The organism is Paracoccus sp. ME4 (assembly GCF_046736325.1).
In the GTDB taxonomy this organism is placed as follows: Bacteria; Pseudomonadota; Alphaproteobacteria; order Rhodobacterales; family Rhodobacteraceae; genus Paracoccus.
Map to the genome: position 1 here is coordinate 1,882,391 of NZ_CP151276.1, position 21,642 is coordinate 1,904,032.

General features: G+C 69.5%; 19 protein-coding genes. 7 read left to right on the plus strand and 12 right to left on the minus strand.

The window, feature by feature from the left end; all coding sequences use genetic code 11:
• Positions 1-7: 7 nt before the first annotated feature.
• The 3 genes from ssuD to AACG61_RS09650 are packed head-to-tail and all read left to right on the plus strand — an operon-like array spanning position 8 to position 3,439.
• Positions 8-1,135 (plus strand): FMNH2-dependent alkanesulfonate monooxygenase, encoded by a 1,128-nt coding sequence (ssuD, locus tag AACG61_RS09640; protein WP_411836925.1) that lies wholly within the window; start codon positions 8-10, stop codon positions 1,133-1,135.
• A gap of 10 nt (positions 1,136-1,145) precedes the next feature.
• A complete protein-coding gene (locus tag AACG61_RS09645) occupies positions 1,146-2,009 on the plus strand; it encodes an amidohydrolase family protein (RefSeq protein ID WP_411836926.1) in 864 nt (287 codons plus the stop codon).
• Positions 2,006-3,439: an FAD/NAD(P)-binding protein gene (locus tag AACG61_RS09650; protein ID WP_411836927.1), complete on the plus strand. Its 1,434-nt coding sequence runs from the start codon at positions 2,006-2,008 to the stop codon at positions 3,437-3,439. The genes AACG61_RS09645 and AACG61_RS09650 overlap by 4 nt, the downstream gene beginning before the upstream one ends.
• Here AACG61_RS09650 and guaD read toward each other — a convergent pair.
• Genes guaD through xdhA form a run of 4 tightly spaced genes read right to left on the minus strand, consistent with a single transcriptional unit; the run spans position 3,406 to position 9,163 of the window.
• Positions 3,406-4,686, minus strand: coding sequence for a guanine deaminase (guaD, locus tag AACG61_RS09655; RefSeq protein ID WP_411836928.1), 1,281 nt, complete (start codon positions 4,684-4,686; stop codon positions 3,406-3,408). The genes AACG61_RS09650 and guaD overlap by 34 nt on opposite strands.
• Positions 4,674-5,405 (minus strand): xanthine dehydrogenase accessory protein XdhC, encoded by a 732-nt coding sequence (gene xdhC / locus AACG61_RS09660; RefSeq protein ID WP_411836929.1) that lies wholly within the window; start codon positions 5,403-5,405, stop codon positions 4,674-4,676. The genes guaD and xdhC overlap by 13 nt, the downstream gene beginning before the upstream one ends.
• A complete protein-coding gene (gene xdhB, locus AACG61_RS09665; RefSeq protein ID WP_411836930.1) occupies positions 5,402-7,711 on the minus strand; it encodes a xanthine dehydrogenase molybdopterin binding subunit in 2,310 nt (769 codons plus the stop codon). Before xdhB ends, xdhC begins: the two co-directional genes overlap by 4 nt.
• 3 nt (positions 7,712-7,714) lie before the next feature.
• Complete coding sequence (gene xdhA / locus AACG61_RS09670; protein ID WP_411836931.1) at positions 7,715-9,163, minus strand: xanthine dehydrogenase small subunit; 1,449 nt, start codon at positions 9,161-9,163, stop codon at positions 7,715-7,717.
• Between the two features lie 105 nt (positions 9,164-9,268).
• Here xdhA and AACG61_RS09675 point away from each other — a divergent pair, with 105 nt between their 5' ends.
• Positions 9,269-10,162, plus strand: a complete 894-nt coding sequence (locus tag AACG61_RS09675; protein WP_411836932.1) for a LysR family transcriptional regulator — start codon at positions 9,269-9,271, stop codon at positions 10,160-10,162.
• Positions 10,163-10,255: 93 nt separating this feature from the next.
• Here the strand turns inward: AACG61_RS09675 and AACG61_RS09680 are convergent, their stop codons facing one another.
• From AACG61_RS09680 to AACG61_RS09700, 5 genes are all read right to left on the minus strand, one after another.
• Positions 10,256-11,659, minus strand: a complete 1,404-nt coding sequence (locus AACG61_RS09680) for a PepSY-associated TM helix domain-containing protein (protein ID WP_411836933.1) — start codon at positions 11,657-11,659, stop codon at positions 10,256-10,258.
• Positions 11,660-11,731: 72 nt separating this feature from the next.
• Positions 11,732-12,082, minus strand: a complete 351-nt coding sequence (locus AACG61_RS09685) for a hypothetical protein (RefSeq protein WP_411836934.1) — start codon at positions 12,080-12,082, stop codon at positions 11,732-11,734.
• Positions 12,083-12,124: 42 nt separating this feature from the next.
• Complete coding sequence (locus tag AACG61_RS09690) at positions 12,125-13,378, minus strand: urate hydroxylase PuuD (RefSeq protein ID WP_411836935.1); 1,254 nt, start codon at positions 13,376-13,378, stop codon at positions 12,125-12,127.
• Position 13,379: 1 nt separating this feature from the next.
• On the minus strand, positions 13,380-13,730 hold the full coding sequence (gene uraH, locus AACG61_RS09695) for a hydroxyisourate hydrolase (RefSeq protein WP_411836936.1): 351 nt from the start codon (positions 13,728-13,730) through the stop codon (positions 13,380-13,382).
• Positions 13,731-13,825: 95 nt separating this feature from the next.
• On the minus strand, positions 13,826-15,304 hold the full coding sequence (locus AACG61_RS09700; RefSeq protein WP_411836937.1) for a nucleobase:cation symporter-2 family protein: 1,479 nt from the start codon (positions 15,302-15,304) through the stop codon (positions 13,826-13,828).
• A 290-nt stretch (positions 15,305-15,594) separates the two neighbouring features.
• On the opposite strand from AACG61_RS09700, the gene bhcR reads away from it, so the two are divergent.
• Positions 15,595-16,407: an HTH-type transcriptional regulator BhcR gene (bhcR, locus tag AACG61_RS09705; protein WP_411836938.1), complete on the plus strand. Its 813-nt coding sequence runs from the start codon at positions 15,595-15,597 to the stop codon at positions 16,405-16,407.
• Between the two features lie 19 nt (positions 16,408-16,426).
• Here bhcR and AACG61_RS09710 read toward each other — a convergent pair whose 3' ends face one another.
• Positions 16,427-17,728: an NCS2 family permease gene (locus AACG61_RS09710; RefSeq protein WP_411836939.1), complete on the minus strand. Its 1,302-nt coding sequence runs from the start codon at positions 17,726-17,728 to the stop codon at positions 16,427-16,429.
• A gap of 238 nt (positions 17,729-17,966) precedes the next feature.
• Here AACG61_RS09710 and puuE point away from each other — a divergent pair, with 238 nt between their 5' ends.
• On the plus strand, positions 17,967-19,373 hold the full coding sequence (gene puuE, locus AACG61_RS09715) for an allantoinase PuuE (protein WP_411836940.1): 1,407 nt from the start codon (positions 17,967-17,969) through the stop codon (positions 19,371-19,373).
• Positions 19,374-19,489: 116 nt separating this feature from the next.
• The gene (locus AACG61_RS09720; protein ID WP_411839492.1) at positions 19,490-20,266 is read left to right on the plus strand and encodes a bifunctional allantoicase/(S)-ureidoglycine aminohydrolase; all 777 of its coding nucleotides are present in this window, start codon (positions 19,490-19,492) and stop codon (positions 20,264-20,266) included.
• A gap of 18 nt (positions 20,267-20,284) precedes the next feature.
• Here AACG61_RS09720 and AACG61_RS09725 read toward each other — a convergent pair whose 3' ends face one another.
• Positions 20,285-20,617, minus strand: a complete 333-nt coding sequence (locus AACG61_RS09725; protein WP_411836941.1) for a DUF3140 domain-containing protein — start codon at positions 20,615-20,617, stop codon at positions 20,285-20,287.
• A gap of 50 nt (positions 20,618-20,667) precedes the next feature.
• Entirely contained in the window at positions 20,668-21,576 is a 909-nt protein-coding gene (locus AACG61_RS09730) for a DMT family transporter (RefSeq protein ID WP_411836942.1), read from the minus strand.
• Between the last annotated feature and the right edge of the window lie 66 nt (positions 21,577-21,642).

Consider the following 21,642-nt stretch of genomic DNA (forward strand, 5'->3'; position numbering starts at 1 on the left):
GTCGCCCATGTCCAGCCCCGACATCTTCTGGTTCCTGCCCACCTCGGGCGACACGCGCTATCTGGGCACGTCCGATTTCGGCCGCGCGCCCAGCACCGCCTATCTGCGAGAGATCGGCATGACCGCCGACCGCTTGGGCTATGACGGCATGCTGATCCCCACGGGGGCCAGCTGCCTCGACCCCTGGATCGCCGCGGCGGTCCTGGCGCCGGTGACGCAGCGGCTGAAGCTGCTGGTGGCGCTGCGCACGTCCGTCACCGGCCCCACGGTCGCGGCCCGTCAGGCGGCCGCGCTGGACGAGGCGCTTGGCGGGCGACTGCTGCTCAATGTCGTGCCGGGCGGCGATCCGCGAGAGCTGGCCGCCGACGGGGCCTTCTTCGACCATGACGGCCGCTATGAGAACGCGCATGAGTTCCTGACCGTCTGGAAACGCCTGATGGCGGGCGAGACCGTCGATTTCCACGGCAGGCATGTCCGGGTGGAGGGGGCGCGCAACTTCCACCCCGGCCCCCAGCAGCCCCATCCGCCGCTCTATTTCGGCGGCTCCTCTCCGGCGGCCCATGCCCTGGCAGGCGAGCACGTCGACGTCTACCTGACCTGGGGCGAACCCCCCGCCGCCGTCGCCGCCAAGATCGCCGACGTGCGCGCCAAGGCCGCGGCGCATGGGCGCACGGTCCGCTTCGGCATCCGCCTGCATGCCATCGTCCGCGAGACCGAGGCCGAGGCCTGGGCCGCCGCCGAACGCCTGATCAGCCGCCTGACCGATGACGACATCGCCCGCGCCCAGGCCAATTACGCGCAGATGGATTCGGTGGGCCAAGGCCGCATGGCGGCGCTGCATGGCGGCCGCCGCGACCGGCTGGAGGTCGCGCCGAACCTCTGGGCCGGGGTGGGGCTGGTGCGGGGCGGCGCGGGCACAGCGCTGGTCGGCGACCCCGAGACGGTCGCGGCCCGGATGCGCGAATATCAGGACCTGGGCATCGAGACCTTCGTGATGTCCGGCTATCCGCACCTGGAGGAGGCGATCCGCTTTGCGGAGCTGGTCTTCCCGCTGATCGGGAAGGATGCCGTGACGCTGCGCGGCGTCGCCCAGACCGGGGGCGCCTTCGACGTGCGCGCCCGTGCCGCCAACTGAAGGACCGACCATGACCCGACCCATCATCGACATGCGCTGCCGCCCGGCCTATCTGCACGACTTCTTCGGCAGGACGCCAGGCACGCCCGACTACGACGTGGTCCGCTGGCTGAACCGCCGCGTCGGCACGCGCGGCGACGACCGGCATTTCACCCGATCCGCCACGCCCGACGGTTTCCTGGCCGAGATCGAGGATGCCGGTCTGACCCGCGCGGTCGTCGTTGGCCGCCACACGCCGACCCAGCACCTGCCCAATGACGACATCGCGGACATCGTGGCGCTGGACCCCGCGCGGCTGACCGGCATCGGCGCCGTCGATCCCATCGTGCAGGGCGAGGCGGCGGCCCTCGCCGAGGCCGAACGCGCCATCCGCACCCTTGGCCTTCGCGGCATCGACGTGGAGCCGGGCTTCGGCAGCCCGCCGCGGCATCCCGACGACCGCGCCTATTTCCCGGTCTACGATCTGGCGCAGGCGCTGGACGTGCCGATCTTTCTGATGAGCGGGCCGACCACGCCCGATCCGCGCTTCAACGACCCCGCGGGCATCGCCGCCATCGCGCAGGCCTTTCCGCGGCTGCGGATCGGGGTCTTCCACGGCTACTGGCCAAACGTGCAGGCGGTGCTGGGCCTTGCCTTCCGGTGGGAGAACGTCCACCTGATCCCCGACATGTACCTGTTCCAGACCGGTTCCCAAGCCTATGTGGACGCCGCCAATGGCTGGCTGGGCGATCAGCTGCTGTTCGGGTCCAGCTATCCGTTCCGGCCCATCGGGCAGTCCATCGACGACGCGCTGGCCCTCGGCCTCAAGGAGGCCGTGCTGGACCGCTTCTTCCACGACAATGCCGCGCGGCTCCTCGGGTTGGAGGGGGCGTGAGCAGGGTCGCGATCATCGGGGGCGGCTTCACCGGCGCGCTGACGGCGTGGCACCTGGCCAGACAGGCCCCCGACGCGCAGATCGTCGTGATCGAGCCGCGGCAGCGGTTGGGCGCGGGCCTGGCCTACTCCACGACCGATCCGGCGCATCGCATCAACGTGCCCGCCAGCCGCATGACCATGCGCACCGACATCCGCGACGGGCTGCACCGCTGGATCGCGGCGCGCGGCGTCGCCCTGTCGCCCGGCAGCGCGACCGCCGACGGCGCGCTGTTTCCGCAGCGGGGCATCGTCGCCGATTATGTGGCCGAGGCGCTGGCCCCGGACCTTGCCGCAGGCCGCATCCGGCATCTGCGCACGCGCGCCGTGGCGCTGACCCGCCCCGACCGGTTCCGCCTGCTGCTGGAGGATGGCGCGGCGCTGGAGGCCGATCACGTCGTCATCGCGACCAGCCACCCGCCCCCGGCCCTTCCGCCCGGCCTTCAGGACCTGCGCGACGATCCGCGCCTGATCGTCGACCCCTCCGACGCCGCCGCGATCGGCGCTGCGGCGCGGACGCGGCGGGTGCTGGTGCTGGGCACCGGGCTGACCTCGGCCGATGTGATCGCCAGTCTTGATGGGCAGGGGTTTCGCGGCGCGATCCTGGCGCTGTCGCGGCGCGGGCAGCGGTCGCGCGGTCACGCCACGGGCCACCCCGAAAGCCCCTCCGATTTCGCGGCCGATCCCGCCCGGACGGCCCTGTCGCTGCTGCGCCGCGTGCGGGCCGAGGTCGCCCGCGATGCCGCGCGCGGCCTGCCGTGGCAGGCGACGCTGGACAATCTGCGCCGCGACGGCCCGGCGGTCTGGGCTGCGCTGCCGCATCCGGAACGCGCGCGGCTGGTCGCGCGACTGCGGGTCTGGTGGGATGTCCACCGCTTCCGCATCGCCCCTCAGGTCGAGGCCGTGCTGGACCGCCTGATCGCCGAGGACCGCCTGCGCATCCGGGCCGGTCGCCTGAGCGGCATCGCGGCGGACGAGGCGGGTCTGATCGTGACCTGGGCCCCCCGGGGCCGCACCGCCCGGCGCGAAGTCTTCGACCGGGTGATCCTGACCACCGGCCCCGCGCATGACCGCATCATCGCCGGATCGCCGGTTCTGTCCTCGGCCGCGGCGGTGGGATTGCTGCGTGCCGATGCGCTCGGGCTGGGACTGGACGTGACCGAGGGCTGCCGCGCGATCGGAGCCACGGGCGCGGCGGTGGACGGTCTGTGGGTCGCGGGACCCCTGGCGCGCGGCCATGTCGGGGAGCTGGTGGGCATTCCCGAGGTCACCGCCCATTCCGAACAGGTCGCGTCGCGGCTGGCGGAGGCCCTTGCCGCAGATGACCGCGACAGCCAGGATCGCCGCGCCGGGTCGTCCTACCCCTCCTTGCGCGGACGGCCCGCCACATAGGTCTGCGCCACGGCGCGGTCGTCGCCCATGATCTGCAGGATGAACAGCTCCTCGGCCAGGGTCTCGGCGCGTTCGGCCCGGAGCGCCATCGCGGGGGTCGCGCGGGGGTCCAGCACCACCAGATCGGCGGCGCTGCCGGGCGCAAGCGTGCCGATCTCGGCCTCAAGGCCCAGGGTCAGGGCATTGCCGCGCGTGGCCCAGTGAAAGGCCGTCAGCGGGTGCATCTTCTGGCCCTGCAGCTGCAGGATCTTGTAGCCCTCGGCCAGGGTCGTCAGCATGGACCAGCTGGTGCCGCCGCCCACATCGGTGGCGATGCCGCTGGTGATGCCGCGCCCGCGCAGGCCCTCGGCGTCGAACAGCCCCGACCCCAGGAACAGGTTCGAGGTCGGGCAGAAGACCGGGCGGCTGTCGGTCTCGGCGATGCGGTCGATCTCGCGCGACTCCAGATGGATGGAATGGCCCAGCAGGCTGCGCGGCCCCAGAAGGCCATAGTGATCGTAGATATCCAGATAATCCCGGGCCTTGGGATACAGACTTAAGGTGAATTCGATCTCGTCCCGATTCTCCGACAGATGGGTCTGCAGGTGCAGACCGGGGTTCTCTCGCACCAGCGCGCCCGCCATCTCCATCTGCTCGGGGCTGGAGGTGATCGCGAAACGCGGCGTGATCGCATAGCGCTGGCGCCCCTTGCCGTGCCAGGCCGCGATCAGCGCGCGGCTGTCGTCATAGGAGGATTGCGGCGTGTCATGGACCGCCGCAATCGCGTTCCGGTCCATCATCACCTTGCCCGCGACCATGGCCATGTCGCGCGCATGGGCGGCGGTGAACAGCGCCTCGGCGCTGGCCTTGTGGCTGGAGCAGAAGGCCACCGCCGTCGTCGTGCCATGGGCGGTCAGCTGGTCCAGGAACAGCCCCGCCATGCGCGCGGCGTGGTCGGGGTCGACGAACTGCGCCTCGGCCGGGAAGGTGTAGGTGTTCAGCCAGTCCAGCAGCTGCGCGCCCCAGCTGGCGATGACCTGCAGCTGCGGGAAGTGGATATGCGGGTCGATGAAGCCCGGCAGGATCAGATGCGGGCGGTGGTCGATCTCCTCCAGCCCCTCGCGGGCCAGATCGGCGTGATCGCCGACGGCGACGATGCGGCCGTCCTCGACCAGGATCGCGCCATCCTCCCAGAAGCGGTGGTTGTCCGCGCTGTCGCGCGGGTCGGCTTGGAAGTCGAGGACGCGGCCCCGGATCAGCTGTTGCATGCGGTCTTCTTCGTCAGGGTCGGGGTCAGGCACGCCATCAGTTCGGCGGCGGTGAAGGTGGCGATGATCTCGGGGCGCTTGTCGCGCGTGAACCCCGCCCCGATGGGACAGGTCAGGGGCTCGGGGTCGATCCCCCGATCGCGGGCGAAACGGGCAAATTGCGCGCGTTTCGTGGCGCTGCCGATCATGCCGACATAGGCCAGGTCCGACCGGGCCAGCGCCTCGGCGGCCAGCAGGAAGTCCAGCGCGTGATCGTGGGTCAGGATCACGACCAGGCTGCCGGGGCGGGCGGCGCGGATCTGCGCCTCGGGCAGGGGCGTCAGCAGCGTGGGGCCAGAGGCGCGGGCCAGCTCCTCGGCGCGGCTGTCGATCAACAGCGCGTTCACCGGCAGGTGCTGCATCAGCGCCGAAAGCGCCCGGCCCACGTGCCCCGCGCCGAAGACCAGCAGGTCGGGCCGGTCCTCGGGCGTTGCCGCCTGCCGGTCGAGGGCCAGCACCACGCGCCCGCCGCAGCATTGCCCGATCTCGGGGCCGAGGGGCACGTCCATCTGCGCCTCTGCCTCGCCACGCGCCAGCATCTGGCGAGCGCAGTCGATGGCCATGTATTCCAGCTGGCCGCCGCCGATGGTGCCCTGCGTGGCGTCCGGGGTCACGATCATCTCGGCCCCCGCCTCGCGCGGGGTCGATCCGCGCGCGGATATGACCCGGACGCGGATCATCCGCGCAGCCGCTCCACCGCCATCAGCACGCGTTCGGGCGTGGCGGGCGCGTCCAGCCGCGCCGGTTCGCGGTAATCGTAGACCGAGGCCACGGCCATGTTCAGCGCCTCGAAGACGCTGATGCCCAGGACGAAGGGCGGCTCTCCCACGGCCTTCGAGCGCTTGATGGTGCGTTCAGTCGCCTCGGACCAGTCGGCCAAGGCCACGTTGAAGACGCGCGGCCGGTCCGAGGCCAGCGGCACCTTGTAGGTCGAGGGCGCATGCGTCCGCAGCCGGCCCTTCTGGTCCCACCACAGCTCCTCGGTGGTCAGCCAGCCCGCGCCCTGCACAAAGGCGCCCTCGACCTGGCCCCGGTCCAGCGCGGGGTTCAGGCTGCGGCCCACGTCATGCAGGATGTCGGCGCGGTCGATGACATATTCGCCGGTCAGCGTGTCCACCGATACCTCCGACACCGCCGCGCCATAGGCGAAGTAATAGAAGGGACGCCCCTGCCCCGTGCTGCGGTCCCAATGGATCTTGGGCGTCTTGTAGAAGCCCGCCGCCGACAGCTGGATGCGCGCCATATAGGCCGCGCGGATCACCTGATCAAAGGCGATCATCTGGTCGCCCGCCCGCACATGGCCCGGCACGAAGGCCACCTGATCCTCCGCGACCTTCCAGTTCTCGGCAACAAACGCCACCAGACGTGCCTTGATCTGGTTGGCCGCATCCAGCGCCGCCATGCCGTTCAAGTCTGTCCCGGACGACGCCGCCGTGGCCGAGGTGTTGGGCACTTTCTCGGTCGTGGTCTTGGTGATCTTGATGCGGCTGATGTCGCATTGGAACGCCTCGGCCACGACCTGCGCGACCTTGGTGTTCAGGCCCTGCCCCATCTCGGTCCCGCCATGGTTCAGGTGGATCGAGCCGTCCGAATAGATGTGGATCAGCGCCCCCGCCTGGTTGAACCAGGTCGCGGTGAAGCTGATGCCGAACTTCACGGGCGTCAGCGCGATGCCCTTGCGGATAACGCCCCCGCGCGCGTTCCAGTCCAGCACCGCCTGCCTGCGGGCCTGATAGTCGCTGGTCTGCTCCAGCTCCTCGATCAGGCGCGGCAGGATCTGGTCCTGCACCTCCTGGTGATAGGGGGTCAACTGGCCGTTCTGATAGAGGTTGCGCTTGCGCACCTCCAGCGGGTCGAGGCCCAGGGCATAGCCGATCTCCTCGACCATGCGTTCGGCCATGATCGCGCCCTGCGGCCCGCCGAAACCGCGGAACGCGGTGTTGCTGACCGTGTTCGTGCGCATCGGATGCGACGACACCCGCACATCGGGATAAAAATACGCGTTGTCGGCATGAAACAGCGCCCGGTCCGTTACAGGGCCGCTGAGGTCCGCCGAAAACCCGCAGCGGGCATAGAGGTCGCCCTCCACCGCCCGGATGCGCCCGTCATCGTCGAACCCCACCGCATAGTCGATCACGAAGTCATGCCGCTTGCCGGTCGCGGTCATGTCGTCGTCGCGGTCGGGGCGGATCTTGACCGCGCGGTGCCAGCGCTTGGCCGCGACGGCAGCGACGCAGGCAAAGAGGTTCATCTGCGTCTCCTTGCCGCCGAACCCCCCGCCCATGCGGCGCACGTTCACCACGACCGCGTTGCTGGGCACGCCCAGGACATGGGCCACCATGTGCTGCACCTCGGACGGGTGCTGGGTCGAGACATGCATCGCGACCTCGTCATCCTCGCCCGGAATGGCCAAGGCGATCTGCCCTTCCAGATAGAAGTGATCCTGCCCGCCCACGGCGAAACGCCCGGTGATCCGGCGCGGGGCCTCGGCCATGGCCGCGGCCGCATCGCCGCGCTTCAGGGTCAGCGGATCGGTCACATAGCCCATCCCCGCATCACGCGCCGCGATCGGGTCCAGCGCATGGGGAAGCGCGTCATAATCGATCCGCGCCCTGTGCGCCGCGCGCCGCGCCTGATCGCGCGTCTCCGCGATCACGGCAAAGACCGGCTGGCCCCAGAAATGCACCATGCCGTCGGCAAAGATCGGATCGTCGTTCTTGCCGTTGGGCGAGACGTCGTTGACGCCGGGCAGATCGTCCGCGGTCAGCACGCCGATGACGCCGGGCTGGGCCAGCGTGTCGGTGAAATCCATCCCCATGATGCGGCCATGCGCGCAGGTCGAGAGGCCCAGATAGGCGTGGATCGTGCCGGTCGGCTCCACCAGATCGTCGGTATATTCGGCGCGGCCCGTGACATGCTTGATGGCGCTGTCGTGGATCGTGTCCTGATGGGCCTGGCCGGTGATGGGGGCGGTGTCGTCCTTCATGGCTCAGACTCCTTCGCTCTGGCGCAGCCGCACGGGCAGGCCGGGTTCGGACTGTTCCAGCCAGAAGCGGCGGATCAGGTTGCGCGCGACGGTGGCGCGGTATTCGGCGCTGGCGCGCATGTCGGTCATCGGCTGGAAGTCAACCGCGATGGCGCGGGCGGCGGCGTCAAAGGCGGCCTCCGTGAAGGGCTGGCCCCGCAGCGCGTCCTCCGCCGCGCGGGCGCGTTTGGGCGTGCCCGCCATGCCGCCGAAGGCCAGCCGGGCATCGGTGATGATGCCGTCCGCCACATCGACGCGGATGCCTGCCGCGACCGAGGTGATGTCGCTGTCGCGCCGCTTGCTGACCTTGTAGGCGGCGATCCGGGCGCCCTGCGGGACGGGGATCGCGATCTCCTCCACGAACTCGCCGGGCTGGCGGTCCTGCTTGCCGTAGTCGATGAAGAACGCCTCCAGCGGCATCTCGCGGCGCGCGTCCCCCCGGCGCAGCACGATCCGCGCGTCCAGCGCGATCAGCAAGGGCGGCGTGTCCCCGATGGGAGAGCCGTTGGCGATGTTCGCGCCGATGGTGCCCGCATTCCGGACCTGCCAGCCGCCGATGCGCGACCAGTACTCGGCGGCCTCGGGGATGTGGCGGGTCAGGATGGGCGCGGCCTCGGAATAGGTGACGCCCGCGCCGAGGCGGATCAACCCGTCCGCGACGGTGATCTCCTTCATCAGGTGGCCGATGAAGATGGCGGGGCTGATGTCACGCATGAACTTCGTGACCCAGAGGCCCACATCGGTCGCGCCCGCGACCAGCGTGGCGCCGGGCTCCTCCAGCAAGGCTGCGGCCAGGTCGTCGGTATCGGCGGGGACCAGTGCCCGGTCCGCGCCGCGCGCAAGCGAAACCCTGGCGCCCCGCATGCCGGCCAGGCGCGCGGCCACCACCTCGCGTTCGCGGGCCAGCGCGTCCTGGGCCTGCCCTCCGGCGGCGCCCGCGGCCTGCGCCGCGCGGATGATCGGCGCATAGCCCGTGCAGCGGCAGATGTTGCCCTGCAGCGCGATCTCGATCGCGGCCTCGCCTGCACCGGGATTGGTCATCCACAGCCCGTAAAGCGCCATGACGATGCCCGGCGTGCAGAAGCCGCACTGGCTGCCGTGATGCGCGACCATCGCGGCCTGGATCGGGTGCAGACCGCCCTCGGGGCCGCGCAGATGTTCGACCGTGACGATATGGGTCGCGTGGCAGGACGCCATCAGCCGGATGCAGGCGTTGATCGGCTCATAGACCAGGCCATCGGGCGTCAGGCGGCCCGCCAGCACGGTGCAGGCCCCGCAATCGCCCTCGGCGCAGCCCTCCTTGGTGCCGGTCATGCGGCGCGTGAGGCGCAGGTGGTCCAGCAGCGTGTCGGAGGCGCCGACCTCGGTCAGGGCCACCTCGGTGTCGTTGAGCAGAAAACGCAGCTGGGTCATGGGGGTCTTTCCTTGCATGGCGCGATGCTAGGCCCGAACTTGCGGTCGGGAAATCGCTCGTGGCATAGAAGACTTTACACGAAACGTTGAAAGCGGGCCAATCTCATGTCCTATCTGGAAAGCCTGCGCGTCTTCGTCCGGGTGGTCGAGCTGGGCTCGATCACCGCCGGAGGCAGGGATCTGCGGCTTTCCCCGGCAGTTGCCTCCAATCGCATCAAGGATCTTGAAAATCGCTTCGGGCTGCGGCTGCTGAACCGCACCACCCGCAAGCTGACCCCGACCGAGATCGGGCGCGCCTTCTACGACCATGCGCGGCGGGTCATCGACACGCTGGACGAGGCCGAGGCGCTGGTCAGCAGCTTTTCGGGCAAGCCGCAGGGGGTGATCCGGCTGACCGCGCCCCTGGGGCTGGGACGGCGGCTGATCGCGCCGCTGATCCCCGGATTCTGCGCCGACAATCCGGGCGTCGAGATTCGGCTGCGACTGTCGGACCGCAACGTCAACATCGTCGAGGACGCGATCGACCTGGCCTTCTTTCTGGGCGAGCCCGCGGATTCGGCGCTGAAATGGCGCAAAATCGCGGATTGTCCGCGCGTGCTGGTCGCCTCGCCCGATTACCTGGCGCGCGCGGGCGTGCCGGGGGTCCCGGACGACCTGGCCGGGCACAACTGCCTGCTGCTGCGCTATCCGCGCAGCCCGGAATACTACTGGGTGCTGCAGACCGAGGACGGGCCGCGCAAGATGATGGTGCATGGCCGTTTCGACACGGATGACGGCGACGTGCTGCGCGATTGGGCGCTGGCGGGGCACGGGATCGCGAACCGGCCGCTCTACGAGGTGGCGGGCGACATCGAGGCCGGGCGGCTGGTCGAGCTGCTGCCGGATCACCGTCCCCTGCCCGCGCAGTTCGGCTGCCTGACACCGCATCGGCGCCTGCAGGACCCGAAGGTGCGGATGTTCGCGGATTTCGCGGTCCGGGAGTTGCGCCCGAAGTTCTGATGAATGGACCCTTGCCGGGGGCGGTGGCAGGCGCCGCAGTCCCCCATCAAGGGGGACCGCGGCGCCCGCGGCCTTGCGGCCCCGCTGCGCGCCCTAGCTGACGGCGTGCCTGAGCGCCGGGATGCGCGACAGGACCAGCCAGTCCAGCGCCAGGACGGCGGCGAAGGTGATGCCCGCCATCGGGAAGGCGATGCCGATGACGAGGCCCACGGCGACTGCGCCCTTCCACAGCGGCATGTCGCGCGGCATGGGCGGGGCCACGAGGCGCGACTGTCCCGCGGGGCGGCGCTTCCACCACAGCACCATGGCCGAGACGCAGAGGAAGATCACCGCCAGGCAGAAGGCGGTGTTGGCCAGCACGCTCCACAGGCCCAGGGTGCCCATGTGCAGCGCGATGCCCACGGCCATGGCCTTGCCCGCGAGGCTGTAATCGGCATAGCCGACATCGGCCAGGATGCGGCCCGTGTACCGGTCCACATGCACGGTCCGGTCGGTGGTCGGGTTCAGGCTGTCGGTGCTCATGCTGTCGCGGCTGAGGGTCCAGACGCCGGTCTCGCCCTGCGGCAGGTTCAGCTGATAGCGGCCGTCGAAGCCGATCTGGCGGGCCAGCGCGTCGATGCTGTCGATGCCGACCCGCGTGCCCTCGGGCACGCCCGGCGTGCCGGCGGGGCTGCCCGAGGCGGGCATGGGGGTCTGCTCCAGCGCCCAGGGAACCTCCTTCGGGCCATCGTTCATGCTGGCATGGGTGACGTCCGAGAGCGGCACCGCGTCCCATTTGGTGGCCGGAAAGGTGGACCAGGCCTGGACCATGCGCCCGCCCCAGATCCCCGCCCAGGACAGGCCCGAGATCAGGAAGAAGATCAGCACGACCGAGATCCAGACCCCCGTGACCCCGTGCAGCGACTTCCACAGCGCCCGGCCCCGCGCGGCGAGGTTCGGGACCAGCGCGGCGCGCAGCCCCTGCCCGCGCGGCCACCACAGATAGAGGCCCGTCGCCAGCAGCATGACGCCGAGCGAGGCCGCGATCTCGATCATGCGGTCGCCCGCGACGCCCAGAAGCAGGCTGCCATGGACGTTGTCGGCCCAGTCATACCAGCCCCCGCGCCGGGGAAAGTCGGTCACCACCTCGGCGGCATAGGGATCGACGGCGACGGTCCGGGGGCCGTCCGCCCCGTCGATGCGGAAGATCGCCGCCAGATCGGGGGCGCGGGGCGCGATGTACTGGACCGGCTCGCCGCCCGGAACGGCGGCGATGGCCACGGCGGCCTGCAGGGTCAGGCTGGCGGGTTCGCCCTGCGGGACGACGGGGATGCGCTCTCCGTCGCGGCCGTCCAGATGGGCGATCCACAGCATCATCATGCCGGTCACGGCCAGGATCAGGAAGAAGGGGATCACGAACAGTCCGGCATAGAAATGCCAGCGCCAGGCGGCGCGATAGAGCTTGGCGGCGCGGCCGGGATCGGCGGCCTCCGCCGGGGTGGAGTCGGTGATGGTCATGGCGATATCCTTGGCGCGGGCGTCCTTTGGGACAATCCGCGGGGCTGACAGGCGGTCGGTGGGAACGGCGCGTCAGGCCAGGGGCGGCGCGCGGGCATGGCCCGGCCCGGGCGCATCGGCGGCGCGCCACAGATCGCGGCCCGCGGGCCGTGCGGGTCCGCCCGCCAGCGCGACCCAGACCGGCGGCGCGACAGGGGCCGCACCGTCCGAGGGCGCGACCAGCAGGCAGGGCGCGTCATGGACCTGCGGCGGCAGCGGTCGGTCATCGTCGGAGAGAGTGATGGTCTGCATGCCGTGGCCGGTGCAGATCACCACCACGCGGTCATCCACCAGCCCAAGCTGCGCCAGCGCTGCCGAGGATTTCGGCAGCACCACGCCAAGGATCACCCCCAGCAGCAGGACAAGGCGCAGGACGGTCAGCATCACCGATGCGTTACACCGCGCCGGGCCGCCTGTCAGCCGAAATCACAGGCCCGCGACACCGAAGGGACCGACCTCGCGGAACCAGCGCAGGATGGCGTCGCGCTCGGCGTCCTCCATGCCGGTGACGTTCGCCGGGGGCATCGCGTCGGTCAGCCCGGACTGGACATAGACCTGATGCGCGGCCCGGGCGATGTCGGCGGGCGTCTCCAGCAGGACGCCCTTTGGGGCGGTGCGGATGCCCTCCCAGGACGGCTCGCGCGCGTGGCACATGGAGCAGCGGCCGAGGACGGCCTGGCTGGCCTCCTCGAAGCCGGGGGCCTCGGCGAAGCGCGCCTCGATCGCGGTCAGGGGGCGGGCCGTCGATTCCTCGTAGCTGTCCTGGTTGACCCCGGCCGAGGCCAGCCACATCACGCCGATGAACAGCATCGCGGTCACCGCCCAGGTCCACCACTGATAGCCCTTGCGGGCATGCATGGTGTTGAAGAAGTGCCGGATGGTGACGCCCATCAGGAAGACCAGCGCCGCGATCAGCCAGTTCCACTGGCTGGCGAAGGCCAGCGGATAGTGGTTCGACAGCATCAGGAAGATGACCGGCAGCGTCAGATAGTTGTTGTGGGTCGAGCGCAGCTTGGCGATCTTGCCGTATTTCGGGTCGGGTGCACGCCCGGCCTTCAGGTCGGCCACCACGATGCGCTGGTTCGGCATGATGATCAGGAACACGTTCGCGGTCATGATCGTCGCCGTGAACGCCCCCAGATGCAGCAGCGCCGCGCGGCCCGTGAAGACCTGGTCATAGGCCCAGCCCATCGCCACCAGCGCCGCGAACAGCAGCAGCATCAGCACCGTGGGACGGTTGCCCAGGGGCGACTTGCACAGCCCGTCATAGATCAGCCAGCCCACCGCCAGCGACCCGCCCGAGATCGCGATCGCCTGCCAGATCGCCAGATCGGCCTTGGCCGGTTCGATCAGATAGAGGTTCGCGCCCGCCCAGTAGGTGACCATCAGCAGCGCCGCGCCCGAGAGCCAGGTCGAATAGCTTTCCCATTTGAACCAGGTCAGGTGCTCGGGCATGCGCTCGGGGGCGACCAGGTACTTGCGAATGTGATAGAAGCCGCCGCCATGGACCTGCCATTCCTCGCCATGGGCGCCCCTGGGCAGGTCGGGCGCCTTCTGCAGACCCAGATCCAGCGCGATGAAGTAGAAGGACGATCCGATCCAGGCGACGGCGGTGATGACATGCACCCACCGCACGGCGAAGGACAGGAACTCCCACAGGATGGCGGTTTCCGGTATCATCTCAGCTGCCCCGATAGGTCGAATAGCCGAAGGGCGAGACCAGCAGCGGGACGTGATAGTGGTCGTCCTGCGACATGCCGAAGCGGATCGGGATCACGTCCAGAAAGCGCGGGCTTTCGGGGGCGATGCCGGTCGCATCCATCCAGGCCCCGGCGTGGAACTCCAGCTCGTAGGTGCCGGTGGCGAAATCGTCCGCCGCCAGGATCTGACGGTCGGTGCGCCCGTCGGCATTGGTCCTCAGGCGCGCCAGCTCGACCCGCTGCGGGTCGAGGCGATAGAGCACGATCTCCATTCCCTGCGCGGGCAGGCCGCGCGCAGTGTCCAGAACATGGGTCGTCAGAAAGCCCGGCATGAAGTCTCCCTTGGTCTTTGCCTTTCCTGATAGCCCATTCGCCGGACCGCGGCAGGGGCATCATGGACAAGGCAGTCTTTACGATCCGTGCATAATCAGTGATCGGCCAGACGCCCGGCCTCGGCCATCTCGGCCTCGTCGGCGGGGGCGGCCCCGTTGTAGAACCAGTTCAGCGCCACCGCGCTGACCGCGGCCAGCAGTATGCCCGAATGGATCAGCGGATGGATCGCATGGGGCAGCCACTGCTTGAAGTTGGGCGCGACCAGCGGGATCATCGCCATGCCGATGCTGATGGCCACGACGAATAGGTTGTTGCGGTTGGTGCTGAAATCCACGCGGGACAGGATGCGGATACCAGTGGCCGCGACCATGCCGAACATCACCAGCCCCGCGCCGCCCAGGACGGTCGTCGGCAGGCTTTCGACCAGGGCGCCCATCTTGGGGATCAGGCCCAGCACGATCATGATGACGCCCCCCGCCACGCAGACGAAGCGCGAGCGGATGCCCGTCACCCCCACCAGCCCCACGTTCTGAGAAAACGAGGTATAGGGGAAGGTGTTGAAGATGCCGCCCAGCATGGTCCCCAACCCGTCGGCCCGCAGACCGGCCGCAAGGCCGCGCGCATTGATCGGGCGGCGGCACATGTCCGACAGCGCCAGGAACATGCCGGTGGATTCGATCATCACCACGATCATCACCAGCACCATCGTCACGATCATCACCGGATCGAAGGTCGGCAGGCCGAAATGGAAGGGCTTGATGACCGCGAACCAGGCGGCCTCGCCCACCTTGTCGAACTGCATCAGGCCCATCGCCGCCGCGGCCACCCCGCCGACCGCGATGCCCAGCAGCACCGCGATGTTGGCCATGAACCCGCGTGCAAAGCGCGACACCAGCAGGATCGTGCCGAGGACCAGCACCGCGATCAGGATGTTCGTCCCCGAGGCATAGGCAGGGTTCGGCATGGCGGGCGCCAGGCGCAGCCCCTCGGGGACGCCGCCCGCGGCGATGGCCGCGTCCAGCCAGGCCTGCTGCGCGGGATCGACCAGCATCGGCGCGGTCGGACCGACCGGCAGGCCGAAAATCCAGTTGATGCCGATGGGCATGAGGCTGATCCCGATGGCCAGGATCACCGTGCCCGTCACGACCGGCGGAAAGAACCGCAGCACCCGCCCGATCAGCGGCGCCAGAAGGATGGCGATGATCCCCGCCGCGATGATCGCCCCGAACAGCGCGCGCGCCCCTTCGGTGCCGGGCATCTGGCCCGCGATGGCGACCATCGGTCCCACGGCGGCGAAGGTCACGCCCATCATCACGGGCAGGCGGATGCCGAAATACTGGGTCATGCCGAGGCTCTGGATCAGGGTCGCCAGACCGCAGACGAACAGGTCGGCCGAGATCAGGAAGGCCACCTCCTCGGGCGGCAGCTGCAGGGCGCGGCCCACGATCAGCGGCACCGCGATGGCGCCCGCATACATGACCAGCACATGCTGGAACCCCAGGGTGATCAGGCGCCCGGTGGGCAGCATCTGATCGACGGGATGGACGGCGCCGGGGCCGGTCTGGGCGATCATGGTTCTTCCCCTCTGTCGTTGCGGCGACATGCCGCGCATGTGCGGATTTTTTTCTTTACGCCTAGCGCGCGATCGGCGATTTCCGAAACCAATTTTCCACCGTGGCCTGCGTTCCGGACGCGACCTGCCCGCCGAAGGGGCAGCGCCGGGCGCGCGGCGACCCGACCGGGCACCGGGCGCGGCGGGGTTAGTGAATTGAAATGGAAACGCTTTCCATGGTGCGGCTTTTCCGCTTGCCCAAGGCGATTTTCGCCCGCATCTAAAGACAGCATCAACAGAAAGACCGATCCATGGCCGAACCGACCCGTCGCCGCGGACGCCCCCGCAAGGAACTGCCCGACGCGCCCGGAACGGTGCAGGCGCTGGACCGGGCGCTGGATCTTCTGGACCTGCTGGCGGCGCGGCCCGGCCTGACCCTGTCACAGGTGGCCGAGGAGGCGGGCCAGCCCGCATCGACCGTGCATCGGGTGCTGCACACGCTGGCGGCGCGCGGCATGGCCGAGAGCGATCCGGCGACGCAGGCCTGGACCATCGGGCCGCAGGCCTTCCGTCTTGGCACGGCGTTCATGCGCCGCTCGGGCATCGTGGAACGGGCGCGGCCGATCCTGCGGACGCTCATGGAGCATACCGGAGAGACCGCGAACCTGGGCATCCTTCAGGGCGACGCGGTGCTGTTCCTGAGCCAGGTCGAGACGACCGAGACGATCCGCGCCTTCTTTCCGCCCGGCACCCGTTCGGCGCTGCATGCCTCGGGTATCGGCAAGGCGCTGCTGGCCTTTGGCCGCCCCGAGACGCTGCGGACGCTGCTGGCGCGCGGTCCGCTGGCGCGGTTCACCGACACGACCCTGACCGATCCGCAGGCGCTGGAGGCCGATCTGGCCCGCATCCGGCATCGCGGCTTTTCCTTCGACGACGAGGAGCGGACCCGCGGCATGCGCTGCATCGCGGCCCCGGTCTTCGATCTGTCCGGAGAGGCCATCGCGGGCCTGTCGGTCAGCGGACCCACGAACCGCATCGCGCCCGAGCATGTGAAGACGCTTGGCGCGGTGGTGGCCGCCGCGGCGACCAGCCTGTCGGACGCGATGGGCGGCCCCACCCCCTGAGGGGGCCCGCCCGCCGTCCTCAATGCGCGCCGAACAGCGCGAACTTCGCCGCGAACAGCGCGGCGATGACCCAGGTCGCGGCATGCACCTCGCGCGCGCGCCCGGTCAGCAGCTTGATCACCGCATAGCTGACAAAGCCGAAGGCCAGGCCGTTGGCGATGGAATAGGTCAGCGGCATGGCGATGGCGGTCAGCACCGAAGGCGCGGCCTCGGTCACGTCGTCCCAGCTGATCTCGGCCAGCTCGCGCACCATCAGCGTCGCGACATAGAGCAGCGCAGGCGCGGTCGCATAGGCCGGCACCGTCCCCGCCAAGGGTGCCAGGAACATCGCGGCCAGGAACAGCAGCCCCACGACCACCGCCGTCAGCCCGGTCCGGCCGCCCGCCTGAACGCCCGACGCGCTTTCCACATAGGCCGTGGTCGAGGAGGTCCCCAGCAGCGCCCCCGCGGTGATCGCCGTCGAATCGGCCATCAGCGCCCTGCCCAGGTTCTTGTTGGTGTGGGTCGGCCCCTCGGTCAGCAGGCCCGCGCGCTTGGCCACGCCGATCAGCGTGCCGGTGGCGTCGAAGACCTCGACCAGCACCATCACCAGCACCACCTGGAAGATGCCGAAGGTCAGCGCGCCCATCAGGTCCATCTGCAGGAAGGTCGGCGCGATCGAGGGCGGCATCGACACGATCCCCCCGAACTGCGACACGCCCAGGATGATCGCGGCCAGCGTGGTCAGCAGGATGCCGATCAGGATCGCGCCGCGCACCTTCAGCGCGTCCAGCGCGACGATGACGAAGAAGCCGCCGATGGTCAGCAGCGTGCCCGTCGCGGTCAGGTCGCCCAAGCCCACCAGCGTCGCGGGATTGTCCACCACGATCCCCGAGGATTGCAGCGCGATGATCGCCAGGAACAGGCCGATCCCCGCCGCGATGGCGCTGCGCATGGAGGTCGGGATGCCCGAGATCAGCCAGCGCCGGATGCCTGTCAGCGACAGGAACAGGAAGATCAGGCCGCTGATGAAGACCGCGCCCAGGGCCTGCTGCCAGGTGAAGCCCATGCCGCCCACCACCGTGAAGGCGAAGAAGGCATTGAGCCCCATGCCCGGCGCCATGCCGATGGGCCAGTTCGCCCAGAACCCCATTATCAGCGAGCCGAGCGCCGCCGCCAGGCAGGTCGCCACGAAGACCGCGTCGCGGTCCATGCCGGTCGTGGACAGGATGTCGGGATTGACGAAGATGATGTAGGCCATCGTCAGGAAGGTGGTGATGCCTGCGATCACCTCGGTCCTGACGCTGGTGCCGGCCTCGGCCAGCCTGAAGATGCGTTCCATAAGTCCCCCATGTCGCGGCCCGCCCGTCCTCCGCGGATGCGCCGGGCCGCCTCCGGGCGGCACGATGGGCGGCGCGACCCTCTGCCGCAATCGCCGCAGGCGCGCAAGTCTTTCAATGCCTCGTTGAAAGACAATGCGATTATGCGGGAACGCTTGAAACAGAATTCGGGCCCTGCCCGCTTGCCCTTGCGCCCCGCGCGCGGTTTGCTGACGCAACGACAGCCGAGGGACAACCGACATGCGCTACAGCCGCGACCTGACTGGCTACGGCCAGACCACCCCCGATCCGCGCTGGCCGGGCGGCGCCCGCATCGCCGTGCAGATCGTGGTGAATTACGAGGAAGGCGGCGAGAACAGCATCGAGCATGGTGACGCCGCCTCCGAGGCCTTCCTGTCCGAGATCATCGGCGCCCAGCCCTGGCCCGGCCAGCGGCACTGGAACATGGAATCGATCTACGACTATGGCGCGCGGTCGGGCTTCTGGCGGCTGCACCGGCTGCTGGAGGGGATTCCCGTCACCTGCTACGGCGTCGCCACCGCGCTGGAGCGCAATCCCGAACAGGTCGCCGCGATGCAGGCCGCCGGATGGGAGATGGCGACCCACGGGCTGAAGTGGATCGACTATCGCAACGTCCCGCGCGAGGTCGAGGAACAGCATATCGCCCAGGCCGTGGCCCTGCACACCGCCGTCTGCGGCGAACGCCCGCGCGGCTTCTATCAGGGGCGCACCTCGATGAACACGGTGGCGCTTGGCTGCGAGGAAGGCGGGTTCGAGTATCTGGCCGACACGATCGCGGACGAGCTGCCCTATTGGCATGTCCATAACGGCAAGCCGCAGCTGATGGTGCCCTATACGATGGACGCCAACGACATGCGCTTCTCCTCGGGTCAGGGTTTCGGCACGGGGACGGACTTCTTCGACTATCTGCGCGACAGCTTCGACATGCTCTATGCCGAGGGGGTGGCGGGCGCGCCCAAGATGATGTCCATCGGCCTGCATTGCCGGCTGGCGGGGCGTCCGGGCCGCGCCATGGCGATCCAGCGCTTCCTGGACCATGCGCGGTCCCATGACGGCGTCTGGTTCGCCAGCCGCCTGGACATCGCTCGCCACTGGGCGCGTGAACATCCCCATCAGCCGCGCACGCGCCCCTCGCAGATGGACCGCGACGCCTTCGTCGCGCGCTTCGGCGGCGTCTATGAGCATTCGCCCTTCATCGCGGAACGGGTCTGGGACGCGGAGATGGGCGCGGTCCACGACACGCCCGCAGGTCTGGCGCTGCGCATGGCGCAGGTGTTCCGCCAGGCCTCCGACGACGAACGCCTCGGCGTGCTGCGCGCGCATCCGGACCTGGCGGGCAAGCTGGCGCAGGCGCGCCGCCTGACCGCCGACAGCGCCGCCGAACAGGCGGGCGCGGGGCTGGACGCGCTGACCGACGCGGAACGCGACGCGTTCACCCGCCTGAACGAGGCCTATGTCGCGCGCCACGGCTTTCCCTTCATCATCGCGGTGCGCGACAACGACAAGGCGGGCATCCTGTCCGCCATGCAGACCCGCACCGCCAACGACACCAGGGTCGAACGCGCCACAGCCGAAGCGCAGGTCGCCCGCATCGCCACCCTCCGCCTCAAGGACATGCTGACATGAACGACACCGGCCCCGCAGGCGCCCCCACCGGCGATATCGCGCAGGTCCCGACCGACGCGGCCCAGCCCCGCATCCGCTATGCCGGACCCGTCGCGGGACTGCCGCCGCAGACCGGGATGACGACCGACACGGCCGTCTTCACCGAGGCCTATGCCGTCATTCCCCGCACGGTGATGCGCGACATCGTCACCAGCTATCTGCCCGGCTGGACGGGCATGCGCTTCTGGATGCTGGCGCGTCCGCTGACCGGCTTTGCCGAGACCTTCAGCCAGTACATCGTGGAACTGGCCGAGGGCGGCGGCAGCGACACGCCCGACGACGACCCGGAGGTCCAGCACGCGATCTTCGTGACCGGCGGCGACATGCAGGTCATCATCGACGGGCAGGAGCATCTGCTAACGCCGGGGGGCTTTGCCTATATCCCTGCGGGCACGCCGTGGAAGATCAGGAACCGCACCGCGGGCCCGGCCGGCTTCCACTGGTGGCGCAAGCGCTGGCAGCCCTTCGCGGGAACCGGCAAGCCCGACCTTATCGTGGTGCAGGAACAGGACATCGCCCCGTCCATGATGCCCGATACCGACGGGGCCTGGGGCACGACGCGCTTCATGGACCCGGCCGATCTGCGCCACGACATGCACATCACCGTGGTGACCTTCAAGCCCGGCGGCTCCATCCCCTTCGCAGAGACGCATGTGATGGAGCATGGCCTGTTCGTGCTGGAGGGCAAGGCCGTCTATCGCCTGAACCGCGATTGGGTCGAGGTCGGTCCGGGCGACTACATGTGGCTGCGCGCCTTCTGCCCGCAGGCCTGCTATGCCGGGGGGCCGGGGCCGTTCCGCTATCTGCTCTACAAGGACGTGAACCGGCACGCCACGCTCTGGCCCAACCGCTGAAGGCGCGCGGGGCCGCGATCACGTCAGCGGATCGTGGCCCCAGTTCATCAGCGAATAGCGCCAATCGCTGTGCGCCTTGTCCTTGGACGGGCCGCCCTGAGCCAGATGGCGCTTGATGTAGCCCACGACCTTGGCCATGTGCGACCAGTCGTCCTCGGTCAGGTCGGCCTTCTTCTTATCCTTGATGCGCAGGATGTGGCGGCCCGACTTGTGGCCGGTGCTCTCGCCCTGCCCGCCGGTATCGCCGACCGACCTGCTCTCATCACTGTCCAGCCAGTCCTTCAGCGCCGACGGCGTCATGTTGACCAGCTCCTGCCAGTCGTCCCAAGTCTCATCATGCGATGCCATCATGTCCTCCGCTCTTTGGGGCGAACACCCCTGACGCGGACGGGGTTCCGGCCTCAGATCTTGGTCGCGCCCACGGGCGGGGTGACGGTCCGCGCCCGCACCCGCGCCTCGCGCCAGGTGATGTAGCTGATTGCCCCGATCATCACCCCGCCGCCGACGATCACCCATGGGTCCAGCGGTTCGTGAAAGACCAGGACGCCTACCAGGCTGGCCCAGATCAGCTGCAGGAAGGTCACCGGCTGCGTGACGGTCAGCGGCGCCGCCGCGAAGGCCCGCGTCATCGTGTAATGGCCAAGCGTCGCAAAGACCGCGACCAGCGCCAGCCAGCCCAGCTGCGGCAGCGTCGGCGCCACCCATTGCGCCAGCGCCAACGGCGCCAGGCCGATGCTGACGGTCAGCGACATCATCGCCACCACGACCGCCGCCGGGACCCGGTCCGACAGGCGCTTCGCGATCAGATAGGACAGCCCGAACGCGACCGAGGCCAGGACCTGGCTCAGATGGCCGGGGTCCAGCTCCCGCAGGCCCGGGCGCAGCACGACCAGCGCACCCGCCAGCGCCACGCCCACGGCAAGGATGCGCCGCGCCGCCAGGCGCTCGCCCAGAAACAGCGCCGCGCCGATGGTGACGATGATCGGGTTCAGGAAGCCGATGGCCGTGACCTCGGCCACGGTGATGCGCGACATGGCATAGAACCACGCGATGACCGCCACCACATGCAGCGCGCCGCGCAGCGCGAAGAGCCCCCAGATGTCGCGCGCGAAGCCCCCGCGCAGCGCGCCCGCGATGACCGGCCCCAGAAAGACCAGCCCGAAGAGGAACCGGATGAAGGCCGCCTGCGCGGCGGGCAGCGCCCCGTCCAGACCGCGCACGATGGCGTTGACCGCCACGAAGCACAGCCCCGTGGCCAGCATCCAGCCAATGCCGATCAGGTCGCGTCTGGTCTGGGAAATGTTCTGCATAATCTGCAACTGCCGCCTTTCGGGCAGCCGCGCAAGCGCCAAAATGCAGGGGCGCGCGAAAGGTCG